This window comes from Niveispirillum sp. KHB5.9 (genome assembly GCF_048066115.1).
Lineage (GTDB): Bacteria > Pseudomonadota > Alphaproteobacteria > Azospirillales > Azospirillaceae > Niveispirillum.
In genome coordinates this window covers 430,192-443,167 of the sequence record NZ_JBLTYX010000003.1, presented here as the reverse complement: position 1 = coordinate 443,167, position 12,976 = coordinate 430,192, and the positions used below count along the sequence as shown (strand labels likewise).

General features: G+C 64.9%; 7 protein-coding genes. 2 read left to right on the top strand and 5 right to left on the bottom strand.

What is annotated here, in order from left to right:
* Window positions 1–2: 2 nt before the first annotated feature.
* The 4 genes from eutC to secA form a co-directional block, all read right to left on the bottom strand.
* A complete protein-coding gene (gene eutC / locus ACM9HJ_RS08685) occupies window positions 3–761 on the bottom strand; it encodes an ethanolamine ammonia-lyase subunit EutC (protein WP_416571313.1) in 759 nt (252 codons plus the stop codon).
* Entirely contained in the window at window positions 758–2,149 is a 1,392-nt protein-coding gene (locus tag ACM9HJ_RS08680; RefSeq protein ID WP_416571312.1) for an ethanolamine ammonia-lyase subunit EutB, read from the bottom strand. The genes eutC and ACM9HJ_RS08680 overlap by 4 nt, the downstream gene beginning before the upstream one ends.
* A 187-nt stretch (window positions 2,150–2,336) precedes the next feature.
* Complete coding sequence (locus ACM9HJ_RS08675; protein WP_416571311.1) at window positions 2,337–2,972, bottom strand: MarC family protein; 636 nt, start codon at window positions 2,970–2,972, stop codon at window positions 2,337–2,339.
* 150 nt (window positions 2,973–3,122) lie between these two features.
* Window positions 3,123–5,870, bottom strand: coding sequence for a preprotein translocase subunit SecA (gene secA, locus ACM9HJ_RS08670; RefSeq protein ID WP_416571310.1), 2,748 nt, complete (start codon window positions 5,868–5,870; stop codon window positions 3,123–3,125).
* Between the two features lie 351 nt (window positions 5,871–6,221).
* On the opposite strand from secA, the gene ACM9HJ_RS08665 reads away from it, so the two are divergent.
* Together ACM9HJ_RS08665 and ACM9HJ_RS08660 are read left to right on the top strand one after the other, a co-directional pair.
* A complete protein-coding gene (locus ACM9HJ_RS08665) occupies window positions 6,222–7,148 on the top strand; it encodes a peptidylprolyl isomerase (protein WP_416571309.1) in 927 nt (308 codons plus the stop codon).
* Window positions 7,149–7,463: 315 nt separating this feature from the next.
* Entirely contained in the window at window positions 7,464–11,486 is a 4,023-nt protein-coding gene (locus tag ACM9HJ_RS08660) for a Calx-beta domain-containing protein (protein ID WP_416571308.1), read from the top strand.
* Between the two features lie 38 nt (window positions 11,487–11,524).
* Here ACM9HJ_RS08660 and ACM9HJ_RS08655 read toward each other — a convergent pair whose 3' ends face one another.
* On the bottom strand, window positions 11,525–12,928 hold the full coding sequence (locus tag ACM9HJ_RS08655; protein WP_416571307.1) for a hypothetical protein: 1,404 nt from the start codon (window positions 12,926–12,928) through the stop codon (window positions 11,525–11,527).
* Window positions 12,929–12,976 lie beyond the last annotated feature (48 nt).

The window sequence follows — 12,976 nt, the reverse complement described above, 5'->3', positions numbered from 1 at the left end:
GCCTACGCCCCGGCCAACTCCACTGGCCGATCCTGCTTCAATCCGATCCCCGTCAGCTTCAGCCGCCGTGCCTCCGCCATCAGCCAGGCGATCAGGTCGGCAGCCAGCGCCGGGGCATAGCCGTCGGGGCGGATGTTGGAGACGCAGTTGCGCTCCGCATCGCGCGTCACGCCCGGCTGCGGATTGAAGGTCAGATAGGCGCCGATACTGTCCGCTGCCGTCAGGCCCGGCCGTTCCCCGATCAGCATCACCACCATGGCGGCGTTCAGGGCCGCCGCCACATCATCGCCCAGCGCCACCCGCGCCTGGGTCGCCAGGATCAGCGGCGCCAGATCCCAGCCCGCCAGCCGCGGCAGCAATTCATCCAGCAGTGCCTTGCCATGGTCATGCAGGGCACGCGCCGACAATCCGTCCCCCAGCACGATGACCGCATCATAGCTTTTCTGCGGCCCCTGCCCGTGGCAGCGCATGCCGGACAATTGCCCCTGGTCATCGGGATGCAGCCGCCTTCCCAGGTCGGGCCGCTGCAGATAGGCCGCCCGGTCCGGCGCCCGGCTGCGCACCCGCAGAGTCGGGTGGTCGGACAGGGCATCAGCCAAAGCATCGGCTTCGAAGGGTTGATGCACCGCGTCGCGGGCCAGGGCATGGGCCGCCTGGAATTCCAGCAGCCTTTCCACGGGCAGCGCGTCGCCCGTACGGCCCAGGGCGATGCGGGCGGGCGTGAAACGGCGCAGGTTGGACCAGGGGTCGAAGGTGCTCATGCCGCCACCCCCTCGATCAGCTTCAAGGCCCCGCTGCCGGCACCCAGAGCGGGGCGCACGCGGGCATCGCCATCCATCACACCCATCCGCTGCAACCACGCCTCGAATTCCGGTGCCGGACGCAGGCCCAGGGCGGTGCGCACATAATTGGCGTCGTGGAAACTGGTGCTCTGATAGGACAGCATCACATCATCCGCCCCCGGCACGCCCATGATGTAGGAACAGCCCGCCACCCCCAGCAGGGTCAACAGATTGTCCATGTCGTCCTGGTCGGCCTCGGCATGGTTGGTGTAGCAGACATCCACCCCCATCGGCAGGCCCAGCAGCTTGCCGCAGCAATGATCCTCCAGCCCGGCACGGATGATCTGCTTGCCGTCATAGAGATATTCCGGGCCGATGAAGCCCACGACGGTGTTGACCAGCAACGGATCGAAGGCGCGGGCCACGGCATAGGCGCGGACCTCCATCGTCTGCTGGTCCAGGCCGTGATGGGCCTCGGCCGACAGGGCGCTGCCCTGCCCCGTCTCGAAATACATCACGTTCCGGCCGACCGTGCCGCGCTTCAGGCTCTGGGCCGCCTCGTGCGCCTCTTTCAGCACCGACAGGTCGATGCCGAAGGACCGGTTGGCGGCCTGCGACCCCGCGATGGACTGGAACACCAGGTCGACGGGGCCCGCCCGTTCCATCACCTGGATCAGGGTGGTGACATGGGCCAGGACGCAGGATTGCAGCGGCACGTCGAAACGGCGACGCAGATCATCGATCATGGTCAGCAGGTCCAGGCACCGCGCAGCCGAATCCGTGGCCGGGTTGATGCCGATGGTGGCGTCGCCGCACCCATACATCAGCCCGTCCAGGATGGAGGCGGCGATAGCCTTGGGATCGTCGGTCGGGTGGTTGGGCTGCAGCCGCACCGACAGGCGGCCGGGCAGGCCGATCGTCGTGCGAAACCGCGTGACGACCCGCGCCTTGCGCCCCACGGCGATCAGGTCCTGGTTGCGCATCAGCTTGGACGTGGCCGCCACCATTTCCGGGGTCAGGCCGGGGGACAGCGTCGCCAGCGCCTCGGACGTGGCGGCATCGGACAGCAGCCAGTCACGGAACTGCCCGACACTCATGGACGCGACCGGCGCGAAGGATGCCGCATCATGGCTGTCCATGATCAGCCGCGTCACGTCGTCATCCTCGTACGGGACCAGCGGTTCGGCCAGGAACGCCTTCAGCGGCAGATCGGCCAGCGCCATGCGGGCGGCCACCCGTTCCGCATCGCTGCCCGCCGCCACCCCGGCCAGGAAATCGCCCGACCGGGCCGGCGTGGCGCGGGCCAGCAGGGTCTTCAGGTCATCGAACCGATAGTTCGTCCGCCCCACGGTCGCGCCATATGCCATGCCAGCCCCCGTCGTTTGACGGGAGATAGCGTAGCAAAGTGGGGAAGAACGGCAAGATGCTGCGGTGCAAAAGACTAGGTATTGGTCACATCCGTGACCAATACAGGCCGGCGACCGCCGGCCCGGCGCACGTGCGCCGCAAGCCAAGCCCGCGGATGCGGGCGTCCGGCGCCTGAGGGAACAGAAATTAAGTCATCCAGCCGGGGAACAAGGCCCGCAGCCCCGCCGCGATGATCTCCACCGCCACGGCCGCCAGCAGCAGGCCGGTCAGGCGGTTCATGATGTTCAGGCCGGTCTGGCCCAGCTTGTTGCCGATGGGCACGGCCAGCCGCAGGGTCAGCAGCAGGAAGGCGCAGACGATCAGGATGCAGCCGACCAGGATGGCATAATGCTCCCAGCCGATACCGCGCTGCGCCTCGATGATCACGGCGGAGATGGAACCGGGACCGGCCAGCAGCGGCAGGCCCAGCGGCACCACGCCGATGGCGGTGCGGGTGCCGGCCTCATCCGCTTCCTGCTGGGTCTGCTTCACGCCGCTGACCGTGGCGTTCAGCAGTGACAGGGCGATCAGCAACAGCACGATGCCGCCGCCCACCCGGAAGCTGGCCAGACTGGTGCCCAGCACAGTCAGCACCGCATCACCCAGAAAGACCGACGTGACCAGCACGGTCGCCACCGTCAGCACGGCCGAACGAGCGATGGCGTTGCGTTCCTTCGCGCTTCGCCCCTCCGTCATGCCCAGGAAGATGGGGATGGCGGCGAACGGCGTCAGGATGGCGAACAGCGCGATGAGGAACCGCGAATATTCCGACCAGGCTTCCATTTGTCTGTCCGATTGGCGCCCGGCCTTTGATGGCGGGCATTATGGATTGGCCGGGGCACCATAACATGGTTCTGGGGCCGGAATGGAAGGGCCGCAACGCAAAAGGGCGGGCACCGGGGCCGCCCTTCGCATCATAGGGTACCGAAGGAATCAGCCGGCAGCCCCATGGCAATGCTTGAACTTCTTGCCGCTGCCGCAGGGGCACGGCGCGTTGCGCGGGGTGTTTACCCAGGCCTCGCCATCGGTCAGGTCGGTTTCCTGCGCGACGGGCAGGGCCGCGGCCCCCATGCCGAAATGCGGCAGGGTGGCACGGCGCATGCCATCGGGCAGCGGCGCATCGGCCGGCGGCTGGCCACCGGCGAAGGCCGGGTCAAGGCGCGTTTCCTGCCCGAATTCCGGCATGGGCAGGGGCTCCGGTTCCGTCATGCGGACCTGGATCAGCATCAGCATCTGGGTCACCTGCTCGCGCAGATTATCCAGCAGGCCGGAGAACAACTCGAACGCTTCCTTCTTGTACTCGTTCAGCGGGTCGCGCTGCGCATAGGCACGCAGGTTGATGCCCTGGCGCAGATGGTCGAGCGACAGCAGATGGTCCTTCCAGACCTGGTCCAGGATCTGCAGCAGCAGGCTCTTCTCGATATTACGGATCAGGCCGGCCCCATAGGAGGCCTCCTTCTCCGCCATCTTGTCGTCGGCATATTTCAGCAGCCGCTCGGTGATCTCCTCGTCCGCGATGCCTTCCTCCTTGGCCCAGTCGCGGACCGGCAGGTCGGCACCCAGCAGGCGCAGGCATTCCTCATGCAGCAGGTTGACGTCCCACTGCTCGGCATAGGCGTTTTCCGGGATGGCGCGGCGCACCATGTCGGTGATCACCTCATGGCGCATGGACGACACCATCTCCTGGACGTCCTCTGCCTCCATGATCTCGCGGCGCTGTTCATAGATGACCTTACGCTGGTCATTCATGACATTGTCGTATTTCAGCAGGTTCTTACGGATCTCGAAATTGTGGGCTTCGACGCGCTGCTGGGCCTTTTCAAGGGCCTTGTTGATCCAGGGATGGATGATCGCCTCACCCTCCTGCAGGCCCAGCTTCTGAAGCATGCCGTCCAGGCGCTGGCTGCCGAAGATGCGCATCAGGTCGTCATCCAGCGACAGGAAGAACTTCGACGCGCCCGGATCGCCCTGGCGGCCCGACCGGCCGCGCAGCTGGTTGTCGATGCGGCGGCTCTCATGGCGCTCGGTGCCGACGACATACAGGCCGCCGGCCTTGATCACGATCTCCTTGGCGACCGCGATCTCGGCCTTGATCTCGGCGATGCGGCGCTGGCGTTCCTCGCCCTCCGGCACGTCCGCCAGTTCGAATTCGACCCGCATGTCGAAATTGCCGCCCAGCTGGATATCGGTGCCGCGGCCGGCCATGTTGGTGGCAATCGTTACGGCACCGGGACGACCCGCCTGCGAAACGATATAGGCTTCCTGCTCATGATAGCGGGCGTTCAGGACGTTGTGCGGGATACCCTTCTTCTTCATCAAAGCCGACAGCGTCTCCGACTTCTCGATCGACACGGTGCCGACCAGCAGCGGCTGCTGCTTGGCGCTGCATTCCTCGACCAGCTTGACGATGGCCTCGTACTTCTCCGCGGCCGAGCGATAGACCTCGTCGTCATTGTCCACGCGGGCGACGGGCAGGTTGGTGGGAATGTCCACCACTTCCAGACCATAGATCTCCGCGAATTCCGACGCTTCGGTCATGGCCGTGCCGGTCATGCCGGCCAGCTTGGGGTACAGGCGGAAATAGTTCTGGAAGGTGATGCTGGCCAGCGTCTGGTTTTCGCGCTGGATCGACACGCCCTCCTTGGCCTCCAGCGCCTGGTGCAGGCCTTCGGAATAGCGCCGTCCCTCCATCATGCGGCCGGTGAATTCATCAATGATGACGACCTTGTCGTCCTTGACGATGTAATCCACGTCGCGGGTGAACAGCTGGTGGGCCTTCAGTGCCTGGTTCATGTGATGGACCAGGGAGATGTTCTGGATGTCGTAAAGATCGCCGGTCTTCAGCAGTTCCATCTGCGTCAGGATCTGCGCCACCTTCTCCGTGCCCGATTCGGTCATCGAGACGGCCTTGGCCTTCTCGTCCTTCTCGAAATCATCCGGGCCGATCTGGGCCATCACCTTGTTGATGGCGATGTACAGTTCGGAACCGTCGGTGGAAGGACCGGAGATGATCAGCGGCGTGCGCGCCTCATCCACCAGGATACTGTCCACCTCATCGACGATGGCGTAATTGAAGGGCCGCTGCACCATGTCTGACAGGCGGTACTTCATATTGTCGCGCAGATAGTCGAAGCCGAACTCGTTGTTGGTGCCGTAGGTGATGTCACAGGCATAGGCGGAGCGGCGCTCGTCATCATCCAGCCCATGGACAATGACACCCGTGGTCAGGCCCAGGAAACCGTACAGCTTGCCCATGTGGCTGGCATCGCGGCTGGCCAGATAGTCGTTGACGGTGACGACATGCACGCCCTTGCCCTGAAGCGCGTTCAGGTAAACGGCCAGGGTACCGACCAGGGTCTTGCCTTCGCCGGTTCGCATTTCGGCAATCTTGCCAGAATGCAGAACCATGCCACCGATCATCTGCACGTCGAAATGACGCATGCCCATGACGCGCCTGGACGCCTCGCGCACGGTGGCGAAGGCGTCGGGCAGGATGTCCGCCAACGTCTCGCCCTTTTCCAGCCGGTCGCGCAGCCAATCGGTGCGCATCTGCAATTCGGCATCCGACAGGCCGGCCAGTTTCGGCTCCAGCGCGTTGATGGCTTCCACCTGACGGCGAAGGCCCTTGACCACCCGCTCATTGGCGCTGCCGAACAGCTTGCGGGCGATGGAACCGAACATAGAGGCACTCCGACTAGGAACAGGCGCGATTGAAGACACCGGGCACAACGAAATCCCGGTAACGGCCGGGCCGGCCGCCGGGATGGCTTCGCACCGGAACAGGGCTTGCCCATTCCAGCGCCCGTCACAGATAAGACCGCGCATCGCATCGGTCAATGCGGCATGCCACCGCCAAGGGGCTTTTCACGGGCTTTCCTGCCATGAAATGGCCACGCGGAAGCGCTTTCCATTGGCCTTATGGCTACGCGCGTGGCCCCTTGCCTGCGCACAGCCTGTCATGCTTTATGCCGATGCGGTCAGGAGGGGCTGTTCCCGCCTACCCATCGGACAGTTTGCAGGGAACCTCCACAGATGTCGTTCAAGACCATGCGTGCCGCTCTGGTTGCCGCCGCCCTCGGGTCGGTCGCCGCCGCCGCATTGACCCCGGCCATGGCGCAGGACGCCGCCAAGCCGGCCGCAGCCCCGGCCACCAAGCCCGCCGCCGGCACGCTGGCCGACGATCCGGTCGTCGCCCGCGCCAATGGCAAGGAATTCAAGCGCTCCGACGTGCTGGCCCTGTTGCAGCAGCTGGACCCCCAGGTGCAGCAGATGCCCTTGCAGATGATCTATCCGCAGCTGGTCGACCAACTGGTGCAGGCGCAGCTGGTGACCGAGGCTGGCTACAAGGCGAAGCTGCAGGACAGCGCCGAGGTCAAGCGCCGCCTGAAGCAGGCCGAGGAGCAGTTCGTGCAGCAGGCCTGGCTGAAGGCCGAGATCGACAAGAAGCTGACCCCGGAGAAGCTGAAGGCCGCCTATGACAAGTGGATCAAGGAGAATCCGCCGCAGGACGAGGTGAAGGCCAGCCACATCCTGGTGAAGACCAAGGAAGAGGCCGACGCCATCATCAAGCAGCTGAAGGGCGGCGCCGATTTCGCCAAGCTGGCGGCCGAGAAGGGCACCGACGGCACCAAGGAGACGGGTGGCGACCTGGGCTATTTCGTCAAGGACCAGATGGTGAAGCCCTTCTCCGACGCGGCCTTCGCCATGAAGGTGGGCGACATCAGCCAGACCCCGGTGCAGACCGATTTCGGCTTCCACGTCATCAAGCTGGCCGACAAGCGCAAGCAGGTGCCGCCGACCTTCGAGCAGGCCACCCCGCAGCTGCGCCAGATGGTGGCGCAGGAGATCGCCGAAGACGTGGTGAAGGGCCTGGAAAAGACCGCCAAGGTCGAGAAGTTCAATATCGACGGCTCGCCGATGGTTGCCGCCCCGGCCGCTCCGGCGCCGCAGAAGAAGTGATCAGCCGGGCGCCGGTTCCGCCGGCGCCTCGCAGATGCTGGCAAAAGCACCCCGTCGCATTGCGGCGGGGTGCTTTTTTTCTGCCATCCGTTGAGGGCTGAAAAGGCTCCATTACATCCTATTGTATTCATCACCCGAACCGATCGCAGCCGATGACGACGGTGGATTTGCGTTTACTAATGGATGAACCGAAGTTATTTAATTTCCCGCAATAGGGCATTTAATTACGCGGGTGCTGGTATGGCGAATTTGACGGAGCCGACGGATTTTTCGGCAACGATGTTCACGACGGGCCGGTTGACGCTGGGAGACCAGATGACGGGCACGATCTACATCGGCAACGACGAGGATTGGCTTGCCATGGACCTGGTGGCGGGCACGTCCTACCGGTTCGACACCATCAGCACCTTCGACCACGTCTTCCTGTCGCTTTTCAATTCGGCGGGATCCTATGTCAGTGGCACGGGCAATCCCGACAATCTCGGCTATACGCCAACGACTTCCGGCCGCTACTACCTGTCGGTCATGGGGCTGGAAGCCAGCGACGTCGGCGCATATATCGTGAAGATGCTGCCGGGGGTCCCGGATGATTACACGTCATCGACCCAGACGACGGGCCGGTTGACGGCCGGCGGTCAGGCGACGGGCGTGTTCACCATGCCCAACGACGATGACTGGTTCGGCGTCGATCTGGTCGCGGGCACCGCCTACCAGTTCGATGTCACCAGCACCGTTTCCCAGGTCGTCCTGTCGCTCTACGGCTCGACCGGGTCCTATATCTCGAACTCGGCCGGCGTGAACAAGACCAGCTTCACGCCCACGGTCTCCGGCCGTTATTACCTGTCGACCATGAACCTGTTCTCCGATCAGACCGGTTCCTACACGGTGAAGGTGTCGGGGCCGGCGGCTGTCGCGGACGATTATCCGGCCTCCACGTCGACCACGGGCATCCTGGCCGTCGGCGGCGAGGCGATGGGTACGATCGGCACGGGCGGCGACAAGGACTGGTTCGCCATGAACCTGGTGGCCGGCACCACCTATCAGTTCGATGGCTATGATGCGGCCAGCGGCGGCGGCACGCTGCCCTCCATCTATCTGTCGCTCTACAATTCCTCCGGCACCCTGATCTCCGGCACCGCCGCCGCCGACAAGACGACCTACACGCCCACCGTGTCCGGTCGCTACTACCTGTCGGCCGAAGGCCTTCTCACCACCCATACGGGCACATATTCGCTGAAGGCGACCGCACTGGCTTCAGACGATTATGCCAACAGCACGGCAACGACCGGCACGCTGGCGATCGGTGGCCAGGCAACGGGTACGATCGGCAGCGCCAGCGACAAGGACTGGTTCGCGGTCGATCTGGTGGCCGGCACGACCTATCAGTTCGACGGCCTCGACGCGGCCAGTGGCGGCGGCACGCTGCCCGCCATCTATCTGTCGGTCTATAATTCCTCGGGCAATCAGGTCTCCGGCGCCGCCACGGCCGACAAGACGACCTACACGCCAAGCGTGTCGGGCCGCTACTACCTGTCGGCGGAAGGGCTTGTCAGCACCGATCGCGGCACCTACACGGTGAAGGCGACAGCCCAGGCCACGGACGATTATGCGGCCAGCACGGCAACCACCGGCCTGCTGGTGATCGGCGGCCAAGCGACGGGCGTGATCGGGAACACCAGCGACGATGACTGGTTCGCGGTCAATCTGGTGGCCGGCACATCATACGAGTTCCAGGGGCTCGGCGCGCGCGACAACGGCGGCACGGTGCCCGGCCTCAACCTCACGCTGCTGGATCCCTCCGGTAACTATATCCCCACCCTGGGCGGCCTGGAGAAGGCGGAATACACGGCCACGACATCGGGCCGTTACTTCCTGTCGGCGAAAGGCTTCGGCGGCACGGGTACCTACACGCTGAAGGCGACGGCCGTGTCGGTGGATGATTATCTGGGCAGCACGCAGACGACGGGCGTGCTGACCATCGGTGGCGCCGAGGTGAAGGGGACTATCGGCGTCGCCCGCGACAAGGATTGGTTCGCCGTGGATCTGGTGGCCGGACAGACCTACCGGTTCGATGCCTTCGACGCGGAAAGCGGCGGCGGTACGCTGCCCGGTGCCTATCTGGACCTCTATACGTCGACCGGCGGTTCCCTCTATATCGGCGCTTCGGACAAGACCGGCTACACACCCATCGCTTCCGGCCGCTTCTACCTGTCCGTGGGCGGCACCTTCGAGACGCAGACCGGCACCTATTCGGTGAAGGCGTCGATGGCGCCGGTCGACGACTACAAGGGGACGACGGACACCACGGGCGTACTGGCCGTCGGCGGCGAGACGAAAGCCACCATCGATGCGATCGGCGATGCGGACTGGTTCGCCATGGATCTGGTCGCTGGCACGACCTACCAGTTCGACGGTCTTGGAGCCTCCGGTGGCGGCGGCACGTTGCCCCGCGTCTATCTCTCGTTCTTCAACGCGTCGGGCACCTACATTTCCAACACGTCCACCGTCGATCAGGCCACCGTCACGGTGAACACATCCGGTCGCTATTACATATCGGCGCAAAGCCTCAACAACACCGATCTGGGCACCTATACGCTGAAGGCGAAGGCGCTGTCGGCGGACGATTACCTTGCCAACATGAACACGACGGGTGTCGTGGTGGTCGGCGGTCCGCAGGTGACGGGCACGATCGGCATCATCAACGACAGCGATTGGTTCGCGGTGGACCTGGTGGCCGGGCAGACCTACCAGTTCAACGGCTTCGACGCGGCCGTCGGCGGCGGGACCTTGCCCAGCATCATGCTCTCGCTCTATTCCACGCTTGGCAATTACCTCCAGGTCGGCGGCCTGGACAAGATGAGCTACACGGCCATCGTGACCGGCCGGTACTATGTGTCCATCGGGAGCTTTGTCGAGAGCCAGACCGGCAGCTACTCTCTCTCGGCGGCGACTGTCACGGACGATTATTCCGGGATCAAGGATACGACGGGCAGGCTGGCGATCGGTGGCGAGACGACGGGCAAGATCGATATCAGCAACGATCGGGACTGGTTCGCCGTGGATCTGGTGGGTGGGGCCACCTATCAGTTCAATGGCTTCGATGCGGCCAGCGGCGGCGGTACGCTGCCCAGCATCTTCCTCGCGATGTACGATACCGTTGGCGGCTACATCGTCAATACGGGTGCCCTGGACAAGCTGAGCTTCACGCCCACCACCTCGGGGCGCTATTTCGTGGGGGTCGAAAACATCAATGATGTGGGTGTGGGCACCTACACGCTGAAGGCTTCCTCCTCCCAGGCATCCTTCCCCACCCTGTCGGTCAGCGCGCCGACCGCCGCGGAAGGCGGCGGCAATCTGGTCTATACGGTCAGCCTGTCGTCGGCATCGACGGTGCCCGTCACCTTCGTGGCGAAGACCGCCGGCGGCACGGCCACGGCCGGCACCGACTATACGACGGTCGAGAAGACCATCACCATCGCCGTCGGCGCCACCTCCGTCACCATCGAGGTGCCGATACGCAACGACAACAAGGCCGAGGCGGATGAAACCGTCACCCTGACCCTGTCGCAGGTGACCGGCGCCCTGCTGCCCGGCAACGCCGTCGACGGCGTGGTAAGTGCGACCGGAACCATCCGGAACGATGATTTCGGCGCCGCCTTCACCCTGGATGCCTATCGCGCGTTGAACCCCGATCTGGTGTCGGTCTTCGGCAACAATGACGGCGCCTATGTCAGCCACTATATCAGCAACGGCCGGGCGGAAGGCCGGGCCAGCGCCGGGTTCGATGCGGAGGCCTATGCGGCACTCAATCCCGACCTGTTCAACGCCTTCGGGTTGAACGAGGATGCGCTGGCCAGCCACTACCGCACCAATGGCAAGGCGGAGGGACGCCTGGCCGAGGGGTTCGATGCCGAGGCCTATGCGGCCCTGAACCCGGACCTGTTCGGGGCGTTCGGCACCAACCACACCGCCCTGATCAGCCATTACATCAGCAATGGCAGGGCGGAAGGCCGCGTGGCCACCGGCTTCGACGCGGAAGCCTATGCGGCCTTGAACCCCGACCTGTTCAATGCCTTCGGCCTCAACGCCACCAGCCTGATCACCCATTACATCCAGAGCGGCCGGGCCGAGGGACGGGTGGCCACCGGCTTCGACGCGGAGGCCTATGCAGCGCTGAACCCGGATCTGTTCAACGCCTTCGGCCTGAACCATTCCACGCTGATCAGCCATTACATCAGCAACGGCCGGGGCGAAGGCCGCCCCGCCTTTGCGGTGGATACGGGCGGCAGCGGCCAGGCCATGCTCGACCTGGTCGGGGTTACGGAGACCGGCTTCTGATGCCAGGAAACCCTGACGGACGGTGACAATACCGGATGTCAGGGTTCCTTTCCGGCCTTCCCAAATCGCGCGATCGCCGCCATCCCCACCACCAGTGCGGCCAGCCAGACCATCCGGCTCTGGTACCGGTCGTGCGGGTTGGACAGCGCCCCGCTGATGAAGGCATTGCCGATCAGGGCGATGGCGGTGAACAAAGCCAGTGCGGCCATATCACGCCGCCCGGTGCGCAGGCCCCACACCGCCACCAGGATCAGGCCCAGGCCCGACAGGTGCGCCACCGGCACATGCACCAGGTTCAGCGCGTCGAACAGGGCTTGGGTCGTCTCCTCCCGCTGCTGGCGGGCGGACATGAAATCCAGATAGCGCCGGCCGGGTAGCTGGGAAGAGAAGATCCAGCGCGTCACCTCCTGCCATTCATCCAGCCCGTCGCCGGTCTGTACCATGGTCAACTGGTCCCAGGTGGCCACCAGGGCGGTGTGCAGAAAGGCGCCCGGATAGGCGCTGACGATGCCGCCGACCAGACGCGACAGTTCCGCGTTCGCCCCATCCCACCAGCCGATGGCCCGGAAGGGGCTGTCCGCGTGCCAGATGAAATCATCCGCCGTGGCGGGCAACCGGTCCTGATAATCGCAGAGCTTGATGGTGGCGTCCGGGCAATGGTCGGCCAGATAGCGCTGGGCCAGCCCATCCTGGACCAGCCGGCCGAAGATGAAGACCGGCCCGCCCGGCGTGAAGCCCGGCTTGCCGATCAGCGCCATGTGCAGGGTCGGCATGGCCACCAGCGACAAGGCCAGCAATGCGGCGGCCGGCGCGACACGTGGCGCCAGGCCCCAGCCCCGCCAGCGGTCCAGCCCCTTGGCCGTGGCGATGGTCACCACCAGCCCCATGGCCAGCGCCATGCCCGACATGTGCGACAACAGCGCCAGCAGCCCGATGGAAGCCACCCCCGCCCGTTCCCGCCATTCCAGCCGGTCCCAGCGGAAGGACAGCAGCCAGAAACAGAGGACCAGCAGCGGCAGCAATATGTCGGGCATCAGCTGCCCCACATACCAGGAGACACCGGTCAGCAGGGACAGGGCGATGGCCACCACACCCGTCACCTGACGCTGCGGCCAGTCGCGGAAACCCACCTGATGCACACGCAACAGCAGATGGATCAGCCACAGCGTGACCACCGCCTGCGCCAAAGCCGGCCCCCAGAAGCTGAACCAGCCGGCGGAGGTAAAATAAAGGAACAGGCCGTAGAAGAAGGACCGGCCGGGCTCCAGCCCCCAATCCAGCACCCGCTTGATATAGCCGCCCGTATCGAAGAACACGATGGGGAAGCCGTTCCACAAGGCCGCCCCCAGCAGCGCGAAACCGCCCAGCCACAAGGCCAGCCGGGGTGCATCCAGGCCGGGCAGGCGGCGGCGCGGAAGGGGGCTGTCGTCGGCGTCGCTCATGGAAGGCCTCTGGCATGCGGGAAATACCAGCATGGCGCTACCATGATG